The organism is Flagellimonas algicola (genome assembly GCF_005937185.1).
GTDB lineage: Bacteria > Bacteroidota > Bacteroidia > Flavobacteriales > Flavobacteriaceae > Flagellimonas > Flagellimonas algicola.
This window is the reverse complement of sequence record NZ_VCNI01000007.1, coordinates 12,238-34,464: the sequence shown is the minus strand read 5'-3', so window position 1 is coordinate 34,464 and position 22,227 is coordinate 12,238. Positions and strand designations below refer to the sequence as shown.

21 protein-coding genes and 1 tRNA gene are annotated in these 22,227 nt (G+C 39.2%); 10 read left to right on the top strand and 12 right to left on the bottom strand.

Annotated elements, in window-relative coordinates; all coding sequences use genetic code 11:
• Positions 1-4: 4 nt before the first annotated feature.
• The 4 genes from FGG15_RS19715 to FGG15_RS19700 form a co-directional block, all read right to left on the bottom strand.
• Positions 5-739: a LytR/AlgR family response regulator transcription factor gene (locus FGG15_RS19715; RefSeq protein ID WP_313791008.1), complete on the bottom strand. Its 735-nt coding sequence runs from the start codon at positions 737-739 to the stop codon at positions 5-7.
• Positions 740-741: 2 nt separating this feature from the next.
• On the bottom strand, positions 742-1,827 hold the full coding sequence (locus FGG15_RS19710) for a sensor histidine kinase (protein WP_237561886.1): 1,086 nt from the start codon (positions 1,825-1,827) through the stop codon (positions 742-744).
• Between the two features lie 4 nt (positions 1,828-1,831).
• Positions 1,832-2,164: a DUF4907 domain-containing protein gene (locus tag FGG15_RS19705; RefSeq protein WP_138839497.1), complete on the bottom strand. Its 333-nt coding sequence runs from the start codon at positions 2,162-2,164 to the stop codon at positions 1,832-1,834.
• Positions 2,165-2,249: 85 nt separating this feature from the next.
• Complete coding sequence (locus FGG15_RS19700) at positions 2,250-3,245, bottom strand: Kelch repeat-containing protein (RefSeq protein WP_138839496.1); 996 nt, start codon at positions 3,243-3,245, stop codon at positions 2,250-2,252.
• 224 nt (positions 3,246-3,469) lie between these two features.
• Between FGG15_RS19700 and FGG15_RS19695 the strand changes: the two genes are divergently transcribed.
• The 5 genes from FGG15_RS19695 (at position 3,470) to FGG15_RS19675 (ending at position 8,483) form a co-directional block, all read left to right on the top strand.
• Complete coding sequence (locus FGG15_RS19695) at positions 3,470-4,801, top strand: DUF4270 family protein (RefSeq protein WP_138839495.1); 1,332 nt, start codon at positions 3,470-3,472, stop codon at positions 4,799-4,801.
• A complete protein-coding gene (locus tag FGG15_RS19690; protein ID WP_138839494.1) occupies positions 4,782-6,035 on the top strand; it encodes a BamG family beta-barrel-assembly machinery protein in 1,254 nt (417 codons plus the stop codon). Before FGG15_RS19695 ends, FGG15_RS19690 begins: the two co-directional genes overlap by 20 nt.
• A gap of 118 nt (positions 6,036-6,153) precedes the next feature.
• Positions 6,154-6,228 (top strand) — tRNA-Val (locus FGG15_RS19685).
• Positions 6,229-6,458: 230 nt separating this feature from the next.
• Entirely contained in the window at positions 6,459-7,721 is a 1,263-nt protein-coding gene (locus FGG15_RS19680; protein WP_138839493.1) for a site-specific integrase, read from the top strand.
• 207 nt (positions 7,722-7,928) lie between these two features.
• The gene (locus tag FGG15_RS19675; RefSeq protein WP_138839492.1) at positions 7,929-8,483 is read left to right on the top strand and encodes a BfmA/BtgA family mobilization protein; all 555 of its coding nucleotides are present in this window, start codon (positions 7,929-7,931) and stop codon (positions 8,481-8,483) included.
• A 181-nt stretch (positions 8,484-8,664) separates the two neighbouring features.
• Here FGG15_RS19675 and FGG15_RS19670 read toward each other — a convergent pair whose 3' ends face one another.
• From FGG15_RS19670 to FGG15_RS19635, 8 genes are all read right to left on the bottom strand, one after another.
• Positions 8,665-9,099, bottom strand: coding sequence for a transposase (locus FGG15_RS19670; RefSeq protein WP_138839491.1), 435 nt, complete (start codon positions 9,097-9,099; stop codon positions 8,665-8,667).
• Positions 9,096-9,419, bottom strand: a complete 324-nt coding sequence (locus FGG15_RS19665) for an IS110 family transposase (protein ID WP_237561887.1) — start codon at positions 9,417-9,419, stop codon at positions 9,096-9,098. Before FGG15_RS19665 ends, FGG15_RS19670 begins: the two co-directional genes overlap by 4 nt.
• 638 nt (positions 9,420-10,057) lie before the next feature.
• On the bottom strand, positions 10,058-10,402 hold the full coding sequence (locus FGG15_RS19660; protein ID WP_138839489.1) for a hypothetical protein: 345 nt from the start codon (positions 10,400-10,402) through the stop codon (positions 10,058-10,060).
• A 4-nt stretch (positions 10,403-10,406) separates the two neighbouring features.
• Complete coding sequence (locus FGG15_RS19655) at positions 10,407-10,877, bottom strand: DUF7684 family protein (protein WP_138839488.1); 471 nt, start codon at positions 10,875-10,877, stop codon at positions 10,407-10,409.
• A 255-nt stretch (positions 10,878-11,132) separates the two neighbouring features.
• Entirely contained in the window at positions 11,133-11,564 is a 432-nt protein-coding gene (locus tag FGG15_RS19650) for a hypothetical protein (RefSeq protein ID WP_138839487.1), read from the bottom strand.
• Positions 11,565-11,702: 138 nt separating this feature from the next.
• Positions 11,703-12,206, bottom strand: coding sequence for a hypothetical protein (locus tag FGG15_RS19645; RefSeq protein WP_138839486.1), 504 nt, complete (start codon positions 12,204-12,206; stop codon positions 11,703-11,705).
• A 3-nt stretch (positions 12,207-12,209) separates the two neighbouring features.
• Positions 12,210-13,121 carry a helix-turn-helix domain-containing protein gene (locus FGG15_RS19640; protein ID WP_138839485.1) on the bottom strand — a complete coding sequence of 304 codons (912 nt, stop codon included), beginning with the start codon at positions 13,119-13,121 and terminating at the stop codon, positions 12,210-12,212.
• Between the two features lie 9 nt (positions 13,122-13,130).
• Positions 13,131-14,081 (bottom strand): SDR family NAD(P)-dependent oxidoreductase, encoded by a 951-nt coding sequence (locus tag FGG15_RS19635; RefSeq protein WP_138839484.1) that lies wholly within the window; start codon positions 14,079-14,081, stop codon positions 13,131-13,133.
• Positions 14,082-14,516: 435 nt separating this feature from the next.
• Between FGG15_RS19635 and FGG15_RS19630 the strand changes: the two genes are divergently transcribed.
• The 5 genes from FGG15_RS19630 to FGG15_RS19610 all read left to right on the top strand — a co-directional run bounded on the left by FGG15_RS19630 (position 14,517) and on the right by FGG15_RS19610 (position 22,211).
• Positions 14,517-15,014: a lipocalin-like domain-containing protein gene (locus FGG15_RS19630; RefSeq protein ID WP_138839483.1), complete on the top strand. Its 498-nt coding sequence runs from the start codon at positions 14,517-14,519 to the stop codon at positions 15,012-15,014.
• A 500-nt stretch (positions 15,015-15,514) separates the two neighbouring features.
• On the top strand, positions 15,515-16,105 hold the full coding sequence (locus tag FGG15_RS19625; protein WP_138839482.1) for an RNA polymerase sigma factor: 591 nt from the start codon (positions 15,515-15,517) through the stop codon (positions 16,103-16,105).
• A gap of 99 nt (positions 16,106-16,204) precedes the next feature.
• A complete protein-coding gene (locus FGG15_RS19620; RefSeq protein WP_138839481.1) occupies positions 16,205-17,329 on the top strand; it encodes a FecR family protein in 1,125 nt (374 codons plus the stop codon).
• A gap of 202 nt (positions 17,330-17,531) precedes the next feature.
• Positions 17,532-20,918 carry a TonB-dependent receptor gene (locus FGG15_RS19615; protein WP_161992016.1) on the top strand — a complete coding sequence of 1,129 codons (3,387 nt, stop codon included), beginning with the start codon at positions 17,532-17,534 and terminating at the stop codon, positions 20,916-20,918.
• 12 nt (positions 20,919-20,930) lie between these two features.
• Positions 20,931-22,211 (top strand): RagB/SusD family nutrient uptake outer membrane protein, encoded by a 1,281-nt coding sequence (locus tag FGG15_RS19610; protein WP_138839479.1) that lies wholly within the window; start codon positions 20,931-20,933, stop codon positions 22,209-22,211.
• Positions 22,212-22,227 lie beyond the last annotated feature (16 nt).

Below are 22,227 nucleotides of genomic sequence, written 5' to 3'. Positions count from 1 at the left end.
TGTATCAAAGGCCGAGCATGGCAAAAAAGCTGGCTTTGTAACTTTCTCCAATTGGAATCCGAATATCGTTGATCACAATTCTGTTCCGTTGCACTGTTTTTATACACGTCACATTGACCACGAAGGACTTATGAACCCTGAGAAACTGGTTAGAGGGTAATTTATCCAACATCTCCTTAAAACTCATGAGTGTAAGTATGGCTTTGTTGGAGCCTGCAATATGGACTTTTAGATAGTCTTTTAGACCTTGGATATACTCAATCTCGTTGAGGTCAATTTTGATGCTTTCATATTCCGCTTTCACAAAAATGTACTTCTGCGATTCGTTGGTGTCACCGTAAGACGGAAATACATTACTGCTAACCGGTTTTTTCTTGTAGGTTAAAATTTCCTTGGCCCTGGAGACAGCCTTTATAAATCGATTGTAGGGAATGGGTTTTACCAAATAGTCCACAGCATTTAAGTTGAATCCTTCAACCGCATATTGAGAGTATGCTGTGGTAAAAATGAACATGGGCTTGTTGTCCAAGGATTTGATAAAATCGATTCCACTAATCTGGGGCATATCAATATCGCAGAATATGAGATCTATTTTCTCTTCCTGTATGGTTGAAATGGCCTCCAGGGGATTGGTGAAGGAACTTTTTAGTTCTATAAAATCCACTTTTTGGCAATAATCAGCCAAAACATCTATTGCCAACGGTTCATCATCAATAATGATACAAGTCATACGCTTCATGTTTACAGATACAGATTTAAGGTTACGCAATAGGTTTCACCATCATTTTTAACTTCCAATTCATGGGATTCTGGATACAAGAGGTTCAATCGATTCTTTACATTCTGTAATCCCACTCCAGAACTTTTCTTTTGTTTACGGTAGGTGCCTATCCTATTTTCTACCCTAAAATATATAGACCCATTTTCTATCAAAAGGTTTATTTCCACATAGGTTTTTCCCTCATAATCGGTTCCATATTTGAATGCATTTTCTATGAAAGAGATAAAAAGTAAGGGTGGAATTACCTTGTTTCTGTCTTCGCCCGATATTTTCAATTTAACGTTAACACTGTCCGATAATCGCAACCTTTGAAGCTGGACGTAATTTTTGATGTATTCCAGTTCCTTCCGCAGCGGGACAAGGTCTTTATCCGCCTCATACAACATATATCGCATTAATTCCGAGAGATTGATAATGGCCTCTGAAGTATCTTTGGAACTTTTGGCCGAAAGGGAATAAATAGCATTTAAGGAGTTGAATAGAAAATGGGGATTCAACTGTGTTTTTAAAAATTGCAGTTCCGAACTAGTTTTTTCGCTTTCTACTTTTTTCCTTAATTCTTCATTTTTCCCCCATTCTATGTAGACCCGTAATAGGGCACTTACAAAAAATGGGGTGCTCAATATGAGCATGGTGAAAATTTGATTGAAAAAAGGATTGTCCCGATACCTGTAGAACCTGCCAGGAGGAAAGTCGGACAACTTTGGAGGAGCTGCTGTAATTTCCGGAATACTGGCAGGGCTACTGATAAATTTTGGTGCTCTGGGAGGGTAACACAGATTAATGGCAAGACCTACGGCCGTAATTAGCAAAAAACAGATAAGAACATAGGTAAGCGTTGTTCGTTTGAGCAGGATTTTTGGTACCAAAAAGAAATAGTTGAAATAAAACAGCACCATAATAGCCAAAAGCCGAACGGGCATGCCTTGTGGAACCCTTCGGTATTCGAAAATGTATGCGAACAAAAAAAGCACTGAAATGGACGCCCATAAGAAAAAATGGATCAGGAATTGATTGATATGTTTCCTTTGAATGTATACCAGCAAATCATTACTGTTTTAATGTAACTATGTTTAGTTTACTGAGCTCTTCAATGCTCACTTCTGGGCTAATTCGATTTTTAAGCTTAGAGGCTACCAAAATAGAAATCGTTTGAGCATCTCCGTACGATTGAAATGGAATCGCTCCATTAATTGCTGGAATAAATTCTTGTTTTACCAACAATTTTTCCCCAGCCCAGATGTGATACCCATAGCCCTCTTCCACCCTTACAACTTCAGAACGTAATGAGGTACCGTCTTGAAGCCTGTTCTTATGGAAAAAAGCATGGTATACACAAAAAGCGATTACCGAAAGTAGTGGAATTCTCAAAAACTTGCCCATAACTGTTAAAATTGCCGTAAAAGGGGCCAGGTCATTACCCCTGACCCCAATGATTAATAACCTAAAAACCACTCATTATGAAAAATTAGTCTTCCTCGTCGTACTCTTCAAAAGGGAAAAACTCATCCAAATCATCCAGGTAGAGGCTTCCTGTTCGTCCTAGCCCTACAAATGCCCTGGAGCCATTGGTAAAGGCAATGGCATCCTGGCGTGTGGAACCCTCAAAATTGGATTTGGCCTCCCAGGTATCTGAAGTAGGATCGTATTCCCAAACGGTAGTTGTGGGTCCGTTGATTTCCCCGCAGGCCACATAACCATATCCGTTAATGGAAAACCCAACGGCGTTACCCCTTTCAATGCTATAGTCGTCTTCTTCGTCCAGATCTGTTTTTTTGGTCCAACTCTCATCGGAAGGGTCAAAAACCCAAAAATCCTCAAGATAGATGCCATTGGATACACCGGTTCCAAGATACACCAGGCCATTAATGGTAAAGGTTGTGGCCGATCTTCTTTTGTTTCCACCAAAACCAACCAATTCGGACCAGGTATCTGAAGAAGGGTCGTATTTCCAGAAATCCTTTCTGTCATTCTCCCCATCGTAGCCGGTTCCAAAGTAACCATATCCATTTGCTGAAAAAGCCACTGCACTTCTTCGTTTTGTTTCTGTAATGGAGGCAATTGTGGACCAAGAGTTGTTGCTTGGATCATATGCATAAAAGTCGTTCAGTTCGTCCACTCCATCATAACCAGACCCAATATACCCTGTACCGTTGATTTGGAATCCCACCGCTGCACTCCTAGCCACTCCTGGGAAATCTGCCTTTTGGGACCAATAATCCCCATCCAAGTCGTAGGCCCAAAAGGAGTTTAGGTAATCATCTCCATCATAACCCACTCCCATATAGCCCATATTGTCTATGGTGAATCCTGAAATTCCACTCCTGGGACTCCCGTCAAAAACAGACCGGTTTATCCAATTGCCCAAATCTTCGTCATCCTCGTCCGTGGAACAGCTCACAAAAAGGGCGGCAGAAATAGCTAGCAAGGATGCCAGTTTAGAGTATTGTATTGCTTTTCTCATGACAAACATTTTAATTTTTAGCCAAAGGTAATTTTCCGCTCATCCGTCCAATCAGAGAATATATAAAGCTGGCTTTTTAACATATGAAAAGGGAAATTCCATCTACGAACGGGAAAAATGGCTTCATAGGGAAATACATGGCATTTGTCTTAAAAGAAGAAGTGTTGGTCTATCGGCATTTTAGTGCCGAATGGAGGCGGCTACTTTTACCACAAACAAAAATTATGAAAAACGTTTTGTGGTTATTTTGCCCGCTTCTGGTGGGACTTCTTTCCTGTAATGATGAGAATTTAAACGATACTGATTTTTTAGCTGGGGACGCATTTACCAACAGCAATGTTAGGGTGGTACTCATAGATACGCTTACCATTGATATATCAACCTTGAAAATGGATAGCATTGTGACCAGTCCAGCAACGCGAATGTTGGTAGGCCAGTACAGTGACCCTGTTTTTGGAACTGTTAGGGCGGCAAGCCATATGGGATTGATTCCTTCGGAATATGCCATCGATGTGGAAGCCGAATACGATAGTATAACCCTCCATTTAAATTTTGACGGCTATTATTATAACGATACCACCATAACCAATTCGGTTCATGTTAAAAGATTGCTTAAAACTTTGCACCCTGCGGAAGGAGACAATTTTTACAACACATCCACGGTTGAATACCATGATGAGGATTTGGGGGTATTTACTTATGATCCCAGACCAGTTGAGGCGGATACCCTGGAAGTTAGACTGGACGATGTTCTTGGGCAAGACCTTTTTGGGAAGTTGCAGGATAATCTTATTACCAATGCTGATGAATTTGTTGACTATTTCAAGGGAATCGCCTTGATCCCAGGCTTGGACGATGATGGTTCCGTTATTGGGTTTTCCAAAGAAATTGGGGCAAGCTTTATACGTATTCATTTTGGGATTGCCGAGGAGGATGAAAGAATTTCGGATCATATCGATCTTCAATTCAACCTAAATGAGACCCGCGTTCCTTTTTTCAATCAAATTAGTACTGAAGCGCCAATTGACCCATTGCAGATGCTTACAGATCAGGAAATCAACCTGAGTAGTCATGATGCTGCTGGGCAAAGTTTTATCCAATCCGGGTTGGGAATTACTACTAGAGTTGAATTTCCATCCTTAAAAAGTATCTATGAAATAAACGGTCAGGGAACCATCATGGATGCTATTTTAAAAATTACACCAGTAGCCGGGTCTTATAACGATCAGCTTCTGCTCAGGGATGGTTTTTCAGTTTTTATCGTAGACCGTAACAATGATGTGATAGCACAATTGGCCATTGATGAGGTTTTCCCGGTCACTGGAGTCCTCAATCGAGATAATGAAGAGTTTAATGACATCTATTATGAAATATCCCTGGTGAACTACCTGGATGAGCTATTGCAGTCAGAATATGAGACTGGGGAAGCTCTAATCTTACTTCCAGAAGACTTTGGTTCCACAGTGGATCGGTTTGTCCTTAACGGGGCCGGAGCCGGGGACAATAGTGCTCAACTTGAACTTACCTATGCCATATATGATGAAGATGACAATTAAGTTTTCGATTAGGTTGGTTTTCCTAATCTCAGTAGGTTTTTTAAAGGCCCAATCCGAAGGATTGACTAGCTCTCCATATTCCCTTTATGGATTGGGAGCGATAAATCAGACCAGTATAGGTGCGGCTAACAGTATGGGGTATTCCGGGATAGGGCTTAGGACAGATTCTGGGATTAACAACCTAAACCCGGCAACCTATGCCTTGATTCCGCAAAACTCCTTCTTTTATGATGTTGGGGTGGTAGGGGAGTTCAATTCCTTTGAAAATCAATCCGATAGTGAATCCAAAACTACCCTTAACTTTTCCAATCTGGCATTTGCTTTCAGAATTGAAGAGCGCTTAGGAGCAGGGATTGCCCTGATTCCCTACAGCGATGTGGGTTATTCGTTGCTTGGAATCCAAACCAATATTGAAGGATCCAGCGAGGTTTTTGAAAGTAATGTAACCGGTTTAGGAGGGTTGAATGATCTTAGGGTGAATATGGGATATGGCCCAACGGAAAAGTTGAGGTTGGGTTTGAGCGCATCCCTCCTGTTTGGAAATATAGAGGAAAACGAATTTCTTCAAGTGGGCAGTGGGAGTTTGGAAATCACCGAAACTACCAATTATAGTGGTTTCCGATTTGGTTTTGGTGCCCAATGGGACTTAACTGATAAAGTCACGATTGGAAGTACGGTGCAACTACCCGTTTCCCTAAAAGGGAATCTTGTGCGATCTGCGAATAAAACAATTCTGGATTCGGAAATTGTTGTGGCGGAAGATGAAGGAGGTAGTGTTGATGATTTTAAACTTCCACTCGAGTTAGGGTTTGGGCTTGGCGTCCAATTAACTGATTACCTGACCATGAGTGCGGATTACAAAAAGAATTTTTGGAACGATACAAATCAGACTGAAAACATAGGGGCCTATCAAGATCAGGACGTTTATGCCATGGGATTGGAGTATGTAAAGAATCCCTTGGGACGGAAATACGGTGAGCGAATCAGGATACGGACTGGAATAAATTATGATAATGGATATTTAGCCATCAATGATAGGAAAATTGAAGGTTATAACTTTACCCTGGGTGTGGGACTACCAACGGGTAGGTTTGCCAATTCCCTTTTAAATTTGTCCTATAGCTATGGTTCAAAGGGACAAATTGAGAACGTTTTGGTTCAAGAAAACTACCATGTTTTGACGCTTAACTTTAGCTTGGAAGACCTTTGGTTCAAAAAACGAAAGATTAACTAAGACCATGACGAAAAGTAAATTAAATGTCCGTCGCTTCCAAGCGTATCTTTTTTGTTTTATTTCTTTTGGGAGAACAGAAAACTATTCTATATTTGCACTCCCATTTGGAAAATGGAATGGGCGCGTAGCTCAGTTGGTTCAGAGCACCTGGTTTACACCCAGGGGGTCAGGGGTTCGAATCCCTTCGCGCCCACGTTTAGAGTTTAAGTAAAAACAAAACCTTGCATATCTTATTGATTTGCAAGGTTTTGGCGTTTTGGGGCATCATTTGATTTGGTTTGATTTGAAATGTTTTGGTCTGCAATTCGGTTAGTAAATTATTTTTTGAAAAGTGTTAACCGAATAAGCTTGTAATTAACTATATTACAGAGACTTAGTATTTGACTTTCGTAGGTGATTTTCGTTCAATTTAACACAAAACCTATGAGAACTCGGTCAACATTTTCCATCAGTTTTTGGATAAGTACTTCCAGAAGGGATGACGACACTGCAAAAATTTATGCTCGAATCACCATTGATTCGCAGCGAGTAAATCTTAGTCTAAAATACACTATCCCTGTAAATGCTTGGGACAGGAAAGTATCAAGAGTAATTGGCCGTACAAAAGAAGCCCAAGAAATCAACACTTATTTAAAGGAGGTCGAATCGGAACTTTTTCAATGTTATAGAGAGTTACGATCCCGTTTGCCCCATATCACTCCACAGATGGTCAAAGCGCATTATTTTGGTGAAGATGACGGTCAAATTACTATGACGGCACTCTTTGAGTATCACAATACTCATAGTGCCCATATTCTTAGCAAGGCCACCTTAAGCCATTACAAGACCACTCAGAAATACCTATTAAAGTACATCAAGAAACAATACAAGTGTGATGACTATAAATTGTCCCTACTGGACCATCCATTTATTGTAGGTTTTGAAACATTTTTACGCAAGTTACACCCCCTACATTACCATGGAAAACTTTCAAACAATGGCGCAATGAAACATATCCAAAGATTACGTAAAATGATCACAATGGCGGTTCATAATGAATGGATTGAAAAGAACCCATTTCAAAAGTTTAAGGTCAGGATGGAAAAAAAGGAAAGAGAGTTTTTGACCTTGAAAGAACTGCAAGATATCCAAGATTACCATACAGTAATAGAGCGGTTGCGAATTGTGAAGGACTTGTTTGTGTTCAGCTGTTATACAGGTATCTCCTATTGCGATGTAATGAACCTAAGCGAGGATAACATTGTTATGGGTATTGACGGCAAACATTGGATAAGCACTAAGAGGCTAAAGACCAAAAATACATTTAAACTGCCTTTGATAGGGCCAGCATTGTCAATCATAAAAAGGTACCAATATCATCCAAAGCGAAAAACTGGTAAGCTTTTTCCTAGAATTTCCAATCAAAAATTGAACAGTTACTTAAAAGAGGTTGCAGATGCCTGTGGCATAACAAAGAATATCACTTTCCATATGGCACGGCATACATTCGCCACTACAATTACTTTGAGTAACGGGGTGCCCATAGAGACAGTTTCCAAAATACTAGGGCATACAAGATTGGCGACTACCCAAATTTATGCACGAGTATTGGACAGGAAAATTAGTGAAGATATGAGAGGCTTGGAATCGATTCTGGATACTAAGTTATCAGATTCGATTGCAGCTAAGGAAAAGTTTTCTTTTTAGCGTCGCCTTGGCGACTCTAAGGGAAAAGCAAGAGGGTAGCGTGCTTACGCAGCGCTACTGATTCATTTTCCTTCGGAAAAGCCCTGTTTATAGGGGTTTAAAGAATATAGGAACTTTGAAAAGAGTAAAATGAATTGTAACAAAAGCATTGGGAGCTCCCAATAAAACCGGAAAAAATTGTCACAACGTAACCAGTAAATATTCGGAATGGACGATTTTAAAACTGTACGGATCAAAAAAAAGACCCTTTCAAGGTTCAAGAACTTTTCAAGGAAGGTCGGCAGTAGTTACTCCCATACTTTGAATATGGTCATTGACTTTTTTGAGTGGCATGGGTTTATGCCATCAGAAAGGTTTGAAAAGAGTATTGGTCAGGAATTGGTCAAAAACAGAAAACGGACAGATGCCGTGATCGCCATTATCAAGGACATTGAAAAGAACCAAACCCTTCCTACTATTGGAATGATGCAGGCCCTGTTCAATCAAGAACTGAAAAATGGGGATGATGATTTTGATATTATAGGGGAACACATGAAAGAAGTAAAGCCTCCAGAAAAGGACCCGATCTATGAAGGTGAAATTACGGTTCCCAAAATCAGGTACGAACGCTTGGAGGAGAAAACTACCTCACTAAAAACGGATTTAAAGTATATCCTTGAAAATGTCAAAGTTGTTAAGGGCGGTTTTGGCAAGGTTTATCTGAAACTGGAACTTACACCTGGGGAATTGGAGAAATTTAAACGCAGGCTAAAGGGGCAATAACTTTTTCGACGGTCATATTTTAAGAAGCATGGGTTTCCAACGAGAATAAACCTGCCTTGCTCAGTAGTATTAGTATTCTAAGAGCTATCCAAATTAAATCGGATGATTTTTGGGCATTATTTTTACCTATCAATACACCCCGTCCATTTGCGGGGGGCGATATTGAAGGAAAAAATAATGTTTAGGAGGCGTGTTCGTAGACGTTAACGTACGGTGTCCCCCGATTCACGGCAGCGAACATCCGTGAGATCAGCTTGTTCCTGATAATGTTCAAGGTGCTCATCTTGTTCTTTCCCTCTTCAGTCCTTCTTTCATAATAACGTTTCATTTCAGGGTTGTTCTGTATTGCCGCAATGGCGCACATGTTAAGGATGCCCTTGAGTTCTTTGTTGGCAAAATGCGAGACTTTGGACCGTCCCTTAATACTGGTGCCTGATTGATATGGGAAGGGTGCCACCCCACAATAGGAGGCGAACTTCCTCCATGTACGGAACTTTGTGAACCGGTTGGTGTGGGCAATGACCAAAAGGGAGGTGATGGGTCCGACACCTTTAACGCTGGTCACCAACCTGAACAGTTCCCGCAGTTCCCGATCATTTTTGACAACCTCCATCATTTTCTCCTCAAGCTTTGCAATCTTACCTGAAAGGGTGCCACCATACCTCTTTGCACCTCGAAGAGGACTTTGTAGTCCTTGCTTCCCAAAACACTTTTCTGTTCCTTTAGAGTGGTCCTGTATCCGGCCCTTTGTCTGGCCAACTTTGCCCGTAACGAGAACATCGCCCTCAGTTGTCGGATCTTCAGGTCCGAGACATTGGACGGCCGTATCTCCTCCCTTAAGCGATAGGCATAGATAGCTATCCGTTTCGCATCCACTTGGTCATTCTTGCCCCTAGCGATCCCCAGGGAACGTTTTACCTGTAGACCGGGAACAATGTGCAGGGTAGGCCCTTGGCAGCGAAAAAATCGGAAAGGCCGTGGGAATAAAGTCCGGTGTGTTCAAAAACGAACAGAATCCCCTCTCTGGGGAACGGGCTTTCCCCAAAGGCCCAATCCACCAATTCATTAAAGCCCGTTGGATTGTTCGCAAACTTGTTCTTGTACCCTTTCGAATGGATACAGTTGATTTATAATTACGCACAACGACCCGCTAAACGTAGTTCCGGGATTTTTGTGGAAATATAGCAAAATCGTTCGACTGTCATGTGCGAAGGAGTCTTTGGTGGGTGGTGTATCGCACTTGACGGGCTGTCAAGAAGGCCGCCTGGCGGCCGTAACTTGCCGGTTTTGCGTTATTGGGAACAAGAATTTCGGGGCCAAATTACATTTAGCCACTGTTGGCGCACCACGGGGTTTGGATTGTTTGCCCCGTGCTTGGTTTTCCCTCGATCGGCAGCTAGGGGCTGTAATTTGGTTTAGCGGGTCGTTGGAGGACATTTCTTTTGGTGTGGGAGTGCGCAAGCACGTAGCAACAAAAGTCAGCTTTAGCTGAATGTGCTCCAACGTTTAGTATATGAAGCGTAGCATCCCGCAGGGTGCTATGATTTCATATACAGTGTTGTGGTGTCGTTTTTCTATTTCCAAAACTCCCACCATTTGCTTTCTTGTTTAGTGTTTTCTTCAATCCATTCTCCATTTTCGCCTTTAGTCCATTTTTTGTCAACTCCATCAAGTGTGATTTCAGCACCTTGACCATTATCTAAATGTTCTATCAAGTCTTCGGTAAACCAAAATGACTCGTTTAAATCGTCAAAATGCACATTTATCGCAACATCTTCTATTAGATTTCCAATAACTTCACAGTCCATCATTGAAGGAGTTGTTTGTCCATAGACTTCACCTTCTTTATCTGCAAGTCCTTTTTCTTCTGTTTCTATTGTTCGTTTGATTCGAACCTTATTTCCAAAAGTGTCAAACATATCTTTAGTTTTTTGGGAGCCAACCTTGTGCAAATCGTTTGAGATAATTCTCTAATTCATTTTCCCTGTCTTTGCCATCTAAATCGGTGCAAACTATTTTCAGTTTGTCATATTTTGTGGTTTCAGGCAAACAAGTGGCAAAGAAACATTGCCAAAATGTATCGGCAAGAGATTCGTTATTGTGCCAAGTGGTCATCACATCTATTTCGGAATGATTCTCCATAGTTTCCATTATGACCATTGTTTCATCAAACCAATCGTGTAATAATTCTCCAAACTCACCATGACCTTTAAATTCAAGAATTCCATTTTTAATTGCATCACGAGTAAATCTGTCGAATTTGTCCGAGTTTGGCTTTGATTCAGAAGAAGTCATTAAACATATCCAATCACTCTCAGGCATTTTTCCTTCAAGCAATTCATTGTAGTTAATCCAGATTACTTTTCTACCTTGATATGTGTCTATTTCGTTCATTCTTAATGCACCACAACAATCGGATATGGTTATTAACTAATATAGAGATATATAGTTAATGATCATACCCAACTTATATGAATTATTGATTACGATTTTTAAGGTCCCTAAAAACGGCCATTAAAAGAAATAGAATAAACTAGAAAGTTAAAATCCCAAAAAATGTTCATTTTATTGGGCTATAAAAAGCTTAGGAAGTGGTAGGACATAACCTCTATTTTAGGGGCTGTTATACCATACTTCCATCCATTTTATTTACTTTTTAAAAAGTCCGATTCCAGAAAATATAAAACCAGCTGCCACAATAAGCACCGAGACTATGTTTACTTCGGGAAAAGCAAAGTTTACAGCATAGTCAGCAGCTACTCCAGCTAATATTGCAATAACGCAAGAAACCATTAAAGCCCAATATGTCCATATGATACTATTGTTAAGTCCTTTCCAGATTACCACAAGTATCAACAAATTCAGAGCTGCCACGGATAAATTTGCAAAGAGACCAATTGAGTCCACCGTCATTAGCATTTCTGGACTCATTATTTTAAAATCCCCTTCGTTTAATATTGCGTATAATCCGGGTGGGTGGCTGTCAAAGAATAAAATACTTATCCCAACATATAAGGAAGGGAAAAAATTCAAACTGCTCCAAACACTTAAGATTATTGATCCTATTTTTAGTTTATTCATATATAGATGGGATTACCCCTTTTTAAATTTACGGACATAAATTAAGCATTTGACTTTGTTTTTGGGAATAAAAGATTTACATATGAAGCGTATCCTGCCGATATGCTGCTATGATCATATATACAGTGCCATTTATAGTTATTTTTTTTGATCTATCAATTTCAATTCTTTATGGTAGGCTTCAATTCTGGAGTGTGCAGTTCCGTCAACTAATAAGATAACTATCAAAGTAGCGATAGTTATTATACTAATTGCTCTCCAAGTTGGTGTATTAATAAATAGAATCATTAATGCTGCTACGATAATAAGAATTGGAATTACTTTGAATACAACGGTGTATTCCTTTAGTGTACTTTCGGAACGCTCAATTTCGGACTGTAAAAAAGCCGGGGTATCGCTATTAAATGCTTTTTCAAATTGGGTAATTCTTGACTTGTTGGTGTAAAATAGACCAAGTCCTATTGTCAAAAGCAATAAACTAGCCGCCAAGGTTGGAATGATGTAAGCCTTTGCTAAATCCGTTTTTCCCAACTGCCAAAACCCTACGCTTGCGATCAAAAATAAAATTGCAAAGAAGATGAAGAAACGTGTTGAGAAGACTTCGGCCTTTGCCCATTCTGTGGCTAATTTTAATAATTCCATTGCTTAATTCAATTTATATTTTTCTCTGTACTCAGTTGGACTTATACCTTCTTTCTTTTTGAATAACCTTGAAAAGTAAGGTGGATATTCAAACCCTAATTCATAAGCCACTTCCGAAATACTCTTATTGGGTTGTAATAATATATTTTTTGCTTCATCGATTAAATTCAAGTGTAGGTGTTCGGTAGTAGTTTTACCCGTTTCCTTTTTAAGTGTGTCACTCAAATAGCGCTGGGAAACCGACATTTCATCTGCGATAAGTTCTATACTTGGAATACCCTTTTCTTGCAATCGTCCCGATTCAAAATATTCAGATATATGCTTATTAAATTGCTCCAACAAGCTGTTTGACAATTCTTTCCGATTTAAGAATTGTCTTTCATAGAAACGATTGGCATATTTTAATAACGTGTCCAATTGAGAAATAATAATTTCTTTGCTAAATGCATCTTGATTGTTTTGATACTCAATTTCTATATTCTCAACAATTGACTCTATTTGCCTTTCTTCTTTTGGTGAAAGGTGCAATGCTTCATTAGTTGAATAAGAAAAGAAACCGTATTTTTTTGCTTGCTGGGCTAATTCCGTTCCCTTTAGAAAATCTTCGTGAAAGGTTATCGAAAACCCCTTTTGCTCAAATACTACGCTATTATCCCATTGTAAGACTTGTCTTGGGGAAATGAAAATTAAAGCTCCATTCGTGAAATCATATTTTGTTCGACCGTAGTTTAAATTACCCCCTATATATTTTTTAAAACTAATGGAATAGCAATCATTGGTGATTGGTGGTGAACTTTCTCTTGGACAAGGTAAGTAGCCATCGCCTTTTGAGTTGAAAACGCTCAGCATAGGATGCTCTGGTTCAGGAAGGCCTAAATAATCTAAATATGATGATAACGTTTTAAAGTGTTGCATAATTTAAAATTAGATATTCCATTTTACACTTGTTTCTTTTTCCGAAAGCTCCCACAGTCTTGTAGTTACTGCTTTATCTTTGGCGTGTTGCTCTAATTTATGAGCTCCAACTGGTCCTGTCCAATTGTTTCTTCCTGTAGGACCGTAAAAACCACTTTGGTCTAAATTTGGTTCTGTTGCACACATCAATTGGGGGTATGCACCTTTTTTTGCAGATTGTGTTAATGGGGATAATTTCATCATATTAAAGATGAATTTCATCATAAAGCTCCCACTTGTATTTATTAAGTTGGTTCTTGAAGAACCAGGATGACAAGCATATGCTTTAACATCTGTTTTACCTGCCTCTTTTAATCTATCCTGTAGTTCATAGACAGTCATAATCTGTGCTAGCTTGCTTTGACTATAAGCATTATTCGGCGTATAGTCTTTATCCCAATTTAAATCATCGAATTTGATGGTTTTAATTCCCATATCATACCCCATACTACCAACAGTTACAATACGTCCTTTGGATTTTTCTACCAACGGAAAAAGGAACGCTTGTAATGTCCAATTTCCATAGTAGTTGGTTCCCATCTGACTTTCCCAACCGTCAACGGTTAGTGTTTGTTTTGGCACTTGGGCAATTGCCGCATTGCAAATTAGAGCATCGATTCGAGGAACTGTTTTAAGAACTTCTTCAGCTACCTTTTTTACAAAAGCTTGTTCTGCTAAATCCATTTTTATGGCTAAAACATCTATGTGGTTTCCAAGTTCTTGTTTCAAAATATGAATCGCGTCTGCTGATTTTTTTGGATTCCGATTAAGCATAACGACTTTTGCTCCTTTTGAAAGCAAGATTTTTACTGCTTCAAACCCTATTCCGCTTGTAGTTCCTGTTATGACGTATGTTTTGCCATTCAAATCTCCAATTCTGTCTGGCGTCCAGCCTTTTTTGCCAAATTGATTTTTATTCACTTTAGTCTATTTTTTTTAATGTTAAAAATTATAAGACAAAGGTTGGTTCGAAGCAGGTCAAACTCCTTATACGGATTTTCGTATGTCAGATACTTTTTGGTCGGCTCTAATTACACACAATAAGGCAATATAGTTATTGACTAAAATAGGGATATATAGTTGATGAGGGTATCCAACTTATATGAGGTATAAGGGGTCATCTTTGGGGCCCCATAAAAAGGTCATTTCTTGGGATGGCTTTAGAAAAAGTGTGAAGTCCTAAAATGTGTTCGATTTTAGAGATGAAAAATCTTTGGTCAGTTTACCGAATAGAAAGATTTCCTAAACTTTTGTAGCACCAATTGGTCGAACAAAGTTAAATTGTTGCTAAGTAACAATTCTTTCATGTTTCACTAATAGCTGTTTAGTAAATTTAATTAAGCAAAGTCATCAACAATGAGAAAAATCTTGTTATGTCCAATCCTGTTACCAATATTCGTGATTAGCTCTTGCAGCAATGACGATTCAATTGATTCTGAGATTGATTCCCTTGAGAACAAGCTTATCGGCACATGGCAGTGGACTGGAAATTATCTAGGAGTATCAGGTGATGCCGACGGCAGTATGCCGCCTAATGTGGATTTATTTAAAAGTACTATGGATTGTATCAAGGATTGGTTTATCACATTTGAATCACCCAATGGAAGAGAACAGACTTTCTTTTTCAGTTCGGGAAATATTTTATGCCCTGGTCAAGACCAGAGAGAAGGCAGTTCACCTGGCACATGGAACATTCAAGGAGACTCCATTATAAACATTGTTCAATCTGATTTTGTCAGGCCATACGTCATAATCCAACTGGACGAGCAGAGACTTCTTTACAGGGATTTGGACAATGACAGCACCTTGGAAGGCGAGGTATACGAATATACCGAATACACTAGGGTAGACTAATTGATTTAGCACCGCGACTTCTAATCCTTTTCAAAAGCTTAAGAACAATATTGCAAAACCCAATCAAACCCGGTCTAAATGTATCGAGAGGGTTTAGGAATTATTCATTTTCATGTAGGTCCCTTATGACATTGAGAGTTAATTCAAAGGGATGGTTGGGCGAAGTGGTTGCCAAAAAATGTTCTTTTTAGAATACACCGAAAAACTTCTGCTAAAACCACTTTGCAAAACGAAATGCCACAATCTTTGGGGAAATATGATAAAATCCATAACCAATGATTTGGCAACAATGGCTTTTCTTGGTATCGGACTTTGGCATTATCAATAGGCTAAAAGAGTTTCGTTAAGAGTGATTTTATTTTATTGAAAACAAAATAGGAGATTAGACATGCCTATCAGAAAGAATTTGTCAAAAGATAATGCTCCCCATAAAAAATTAAACATTTATTAATCAAAAATTTTGTATAATTTACATGAAGGAAAACTAATTTAGTTTTCAAATGGAAAAAGAAGGCAACAGTAAGTTTCAATTTCTGTCGGACAAAAATCTTTTAAATCTATTAAAGGAGGGCAACGACATGGCCTTTAATCAAATCTATAACAGATATTGGAAAAGGTTAATGGCATATACCATTAATATTGTTAATGACCGTGGTCTTGCCGAAGATATCCTCCATGACCTTTTCACCAATCTTTGGATCAAGCGCGAAACTTTGAAAATAGATAATCTGGAAAAGTATTTATTTGTTGCGGCCAAACACAAATCCATTTCTTTTTTCCGCAAGGTAAAGTTCACCGAATTGGATGAAAGCATTATCAAACGCTTAATTCCATTGACAAATGAAGCCGATGCCCCCATAATAAAAAATGATCTAAATTTTATTATCGCGAAAGCAATTAAAGAACTTCCAAAAAAGTGCCGCGTTATTTTTTATATGAGCAAGTATCAGGATTATTCCAATCAAGAAATAGCAAAACATTTCAATATTTCTCATCGGACTGTTGAAAATCAATTGTCTATTGCCTTAAAACACCTAAAGGGTACTATTGGTAAAGTAGTAAGCCTATTATATTTTCTCTCCACGCTTTGAAAAAACCTTTTGCCCGACACGTTAATTAAATGTTAAATGTCGCATTTAGTTATGTGAGCTTTCCTGATTAGGTGCGTCCTTCTCCTGCAAAGAATAATTATGCACAAAAACGATTTTTTAGAACTGGTCGACAAATTTAATAGAGGTGAATGCTCCGATACGGAGAAATCATTGTTGTTTGAGTTTTGTGAAAGGGCTCAGGTTAAGGATTTGATGAGTGTATGGGATCTTTCGGAAGAAGAGAAGTCAAAAATTAGATTGCTACGAAGAATCATAACCACAGTTGATGGCTATCAACACGCGCAAGAGCGAAAAGTAAAATGGAGAAATTTTGCTTCTTATGCCGCGATATTTATAGGGTTGATTTCTGTTGGCTTCCTTTATTTATATGTCACTTCCAATAAAAGCATGGTAATACCTGATGACGCCATTACTTTAGAATTAGAAGATGGCACGATTAAGGTGATCGAGGAGAACGGTATTGTAAAAGTTTTGGATAAGAAAGGAAATACCATTGGTCAACAACAAGGGGATCAGCTGGTATATAATGATGTCGATTCACAAGAACTGGCTTATAATACGTTGACCGTCCCTTTTGGAAAGCGTTTTGAACTACGACTTTCAGATGGTACCATGGCTCATTTGAATGCAGGGTCTTCGGTAAGATTTCCGATACAGTTTTTGGAAGGAATGGATAGACAAGTTTTTGTTTCGGGAGAGGCTTATCTCGATGTTGCCAAAGATTCCTTGCACCCATTTATTGTTAATGCCGATAAATTGAATGTAAGAGTATTGGGCACCCGATTTAATGTCCATGCTTATCAAGAAGACGGTATATCGGAAATAGTACTTGTTGAAGGTTCCGTGGGACTTTATGAAAAGGATGAACTTTTTGATAAAGATCGGGCTACTATGCTAACACCAGGGTACAAGGCAAGTTTCAGAAAGAATAATGGGGAAATTGAAGTTAAGCCCGCTATTACCAGTATTTATACGGCATGGAGAAAGGGAGAATTGGTCTTTAGAAATATGACCTTTGAAAACATTCTGAAAAAATTGGAAAGACATTATGATGTGACCATAACGAATGAAAATAAAAATCTTACAGGTAAGGAATTCAATGCAAGTTTTAAAGCGGTCCCACTGGAAAAAGTATTAAAAAGCATGAGTGAAGTCTATGATTTAAGATATTCAATTGAGAATGATAAAATAACCATTCAATAAGCAACTAAAACTAAAAGCCTATGATATAAACGAATAAATAGAAAACAAAAAATCGAGAAATGTGGCGACATTCCTCGATTTAGGATTATGATTAAAATAAGATTTTAACCACAAATTACACTATAAAAGTATGAAAAAACCGCTTACACTCACAAGCAGGTCCATCCCATTATTGAAATTCGATTTAAAGATGAAGCTTAGTATGCTATTATTATTGATAGCCGTTTTTAGTGCTAGGGCACACAGCGCATTTGGGCAAGGGACCAAAGTAACCTTAAATCTTGAAAAAGTAAAAGTGGAAAGATTTATTGATGAAATTGAAAGTACAACTGACTTTCGATTCATTTACAAGATAGAAGATGTTGATTTAGATCGTTCAATTTCAATTAAAGTACAAAAAGAGGATATTGAGGAGATTTTAGGAAGAGTTTTTGGAAACACAGAAACTGATTTTACCACCAAAGACAGACAAATTTATTTAATCAGGCGAAAAGCACCTGAGGTGTCTGATAAATCAGATAAAAAGGTTGTGAAAGAGGTGCTCCAACAAACCGTTTCTGGTACTGTCACAGATATGAATGGACAACCTCTGCCAGGTGCTAGCATTGTTGAGAAAGGTACAATAAATGGTACTTCTACAGACTTTGACGGAAATTTCAAATTGGAAACGGACAATGAGAATGCTATTCTGGTAGTGTCCTATATTGGATTTACAACTAAAGAAGTGTCTTTGGACGGACAACTACAGGTAATCATAACTCTTAGTGAAGATTCTGCTAAATTGGATGAGGTAGTTGTGGTTGGTTACGGTACTCAAAGTAAGGCCAGGATTACAGGCGCAATATCCAAAGTCAATGTAGCCGAGACCGAAAAGACTGGTTTTTTGGGCACTGATGATGTGCTTCAAGGACGTGTGGCCGGATTGCAAGTATCTTCTACATCTGGAACTCCGGGGGGGCAGCAGCGAATTAATATTCGCGGTATTGGCTCGCTGCAAGGAGACAACCTTCCTTTATTTGTAATAGATGGTATTCCAATCAATATAAGCGACCCTTCTGGAATCAATGTTTTTGGTGAAGTGAATAACCAAAGTCCATTGTCGCTTCTCAATCCCAATGACATCGCAAGTATTGATGTCCTGAAAGATGCAGCTTCAACTGCTATTTATGGTTCTCGTGGCACAAATGGGGTTATTATTATAACAACAAAAAAAGGAAGAACAGGAAAAGGACAGGTCAACGTATCCTCTTATACCGGAATTCAGTTTGCCCCCCAAGAAATCAAGCCTGCTGATACTGCTCTTTGGTTGGAGGTAAACAATGAGGCCCGAGCAAATTTTAATAGTGATCAAGGACTAAATTCAGGCGATGAAGAGTTTCTCGCCCCATTGGATAATCCTCTTCCATCGGGCGAGACCGAATTTGATTGGATTGGAGCATTGACAAGGGAGACTTCAAGAATTCAAGATTATAACATTTCTATGAGTGGTGGTAACGAGAATACTACTTATTATGCATCGCTGGGATATTTTGATCAAGAAGGATGGTTCATTAAAAGCAGATTTCAAAGATTTTCCAATAAACTGAGCATTGAGCACAAGTTTAGTGACAAAGTTGGGGCAGGGGTCAATTTCATAGGGAATTTTACAGATAATAGTCGGGTAGCCAGTCATGAAGGGGGAGTGCGGTTATTAATAAGAGGACTTGAACAGAGACCTGCGGATCCAGCTTTTATAGATGGATTTTACAATGTAGGAGGATCAGCTACATTGACAAGGCACAATGGTCTACAGGTAGTGGAAGAACAAGACTCCCAATACAGGATTTACAGAGGCATTCTCAATGCTTTTGTTGAAATAAGGCCATTTAAAGGGTTTTCGTACACCCCTTCATTTAACATTGATTACGGCACGTACCATGACAATACCTATAGGTCTCCTTTTCAAGTAAGAGGAAGGAATTTTAATGGTCAGGTCCTGGATTCCAGAAATATTCTCTCAAACGTTTTGGTGGAGAACTTGTTCAACTATCAAAAATCATGGAACGATCTTGATTTAAAAGTAACAGCAGCGCATTCTTTTCAAAAGCAAGTTACAGAATCATCATTGATAGATGCCAGAAACTTACCATCCCCTTCTTTTAGGGCTATCTCTTCTGCAGCAGAACAATTTGCTTTCGGCGCAAAAACGGAAAATGCCTTGGATTCTTATTTGGGGCGGATATCTGGAACGTTCAAAGACCGCTATTTTTTGGATTTATCATTTAGGCGTGATGGCTCATCTCGTTTTGCAAGTGGCAAGAAGTACGGAAACTTTCCCTCGGCCTCAATGGGTTGGGTCATTTCCAGGGAGCCATTTTTTAAGGAAAATGATTTTCTCAGTTTCCTAAAGCTTAGAGCATCTTATGGTGTGACTGGCAGCACAAGCAGTATTGGGAACTATAACTCCCTGGCCTTGGTTTCAGGTGGAGCAGATTATTTGGGACAAAGCGGTTTGACGGCAAATCAACTGGAGAATCCCAATCTTACCTGGGAGCAATCAAGTTCCTTTAATGTTGGGGTGGATTTGGCACTGTTGGACAATAAAGTATCAATAACCGCTGAGTACTATACAAAGGACACGGATGATCTCCTATTTGATAGACCTGTTCACGGAACTACTGGTTTTACCACTTTCTCGGAAAATATTGGCAAGTTGACCAGCAATGGTTTTGAATTGGCTATTACGGCATCTATAATAAATAAAGAAGATTTTTCTTGGAATGTTGATTTTAACATCGCTACTGCCAACAACGAATTGAAATCATTGATAGGTGATGAAGCCATACCAATTGGATATAATGTTCTTAAGGTGGGCGAATCTATAGGTTCTTTTTATTTGTTAAAGCAAATCGGCATCTATCAATCAGATGCTGAAGTGCCAGCTAGCTTGGCTGCCAACGGAGTCCGTGCAGGAGATGTAATATACGAAGATATAAACGGTGACGGACAGATTAATGCCAGTGATCGACAAGTTGTTGGCAACGCTTTTCCAGATGTTTTTGGTGGGTTGAACAACACTTTAAGGTATAAGAATTTTGATTTGACCGTGTTTTCCAATTTCTCATTCGGAAATGATATTTTTTCAGCATGGAGATCAGGTGGTTTCTTGGCTGGAGGGTCGGCAGGATCCATTCGTGTTGGTGGAGGAGTGGAAGGTCTTGGGTTTACCCAATTCGGCCAGTTGAAGGAGACTGCCGAAAATAGATGGACAGGGCCTGGCACCAGTAATAATGTTCCAAGGGCAATTGCTGGTGGAACTGGAGCTGCTTTCCACAATAACCAAGCCTCTTCAAGGTGGGTGGAAGATGCCTCCTTTTTTAGAATTAAGAACATTACCTTGGGATATACACTACCTAATGAAGTGTCATCCAAATTATCAATGGACACACTTCGGTTTTATCTCACAGGGAATAATCTGTTCACTATTACAGATTATATGGGATATGACCCGGAAGCTTCAGATAGTTCTGACCCAAGGACATTTGGCGCGGATTTTCTAACGCCTCCTCCTTTGAGAACGGTTATTTTGGGTGTCAATGTTAAATTTTAAGAAAAAATCACCATGAAAAGAAATAAAATTTTTAAGCTACTATCGGTTATAGCAGTCTTTTTTATGCTGGGCTCTTGCTCAAACGAACTTGACCTTTTTCCTGAGGAGAGTATTAGCCCGTCCCAACTTCAAGACACTGACTTGCCCCAGCTGATAAATGGGGTTTATAATAGATCTACTATTGGAATTGGAAACAGGTTTGTTGATTTTGACTTGTTGGCCAATCATTTGGAAGCAACACCACTATTCGCCGGCGATGATATCAATTTTGTTAGAAATAGGCTGAATCCCACACAGACCGAAAGTTGGTGGTTGGAATTATATGCTATCATTTTTAATGCAAACACAGCACTTGAAGTTATTGACAGTTTGGAGGGGAGTTTCGATAATGAAAGGGCTACCGCATTATATTTTAGAGGATTGGCTTACTATTACTTGGTGACAAGGTTCGGAGGTGTGCCTCTTTTGCCGGAGAATACAACTGAAATTGTTCCCAGAGACACGGCTGAAGAAACATGGGCATTTATTCTAGGGGACCTGAATCAGGCAGTGAGTTTGGCCAATGACTTTTCGAATGAGAATTTTGTTTCCAAAGACGCAGTTAGGGCATTGCTTTCCAGGGTTCACTTGGCCATGGGCAATACTAATGATGCTTTTGATTTAGCTGAAACCGTTATCTCGTCCACTTCTGGAGGGTTTGTATTGGAATCAGAATTTGCTTCAATATTCAGTATTTCTGGCAATAAAGAAGTCATTTTCTCTCTAGGGAACAATCCTGTAGAATTGGTGAGGCAATATGTCACTTTTAACCCCAACGATCATCCAGTTTCGGGTTCCCAACAGTTTGCTCCTACAGAGTTTATTTTTAATAATCTATACGAGGATGTCGACCTTAGGAAAGATGCAACCCTGATTGTTTTTAATGGTCAGAACATTGTAAACAAATATACCGAGAGTGCTAATTTACCTGTTGTGGTAAGTCGGTTGGCAGAAATGTATTTGATCAGTTCAGAAGCACAAGGCTATCCAAGTGGTTTGGATAGGCTGAACGAACTGAGGGCAGTGAGAGGCTTGGGCCCTAGTACGGCAACCGATTCCGAAAGTTTTTTGAATGCAATATTGGATGAAAGACAACGGGAATTCTATGCTGAGGGATTCTTTTGGTATGATTTGGTTCGCACCAACAAGGCCATTGAACGGCTTGAAAATGTTACGGAACAAAATCAATTGTTACTTCCCATCCCCCAAAGGGAGGTCGATTTGGCCGGATTAAATCAGAATCCCGGATATTGATTGATTCATATGCTTA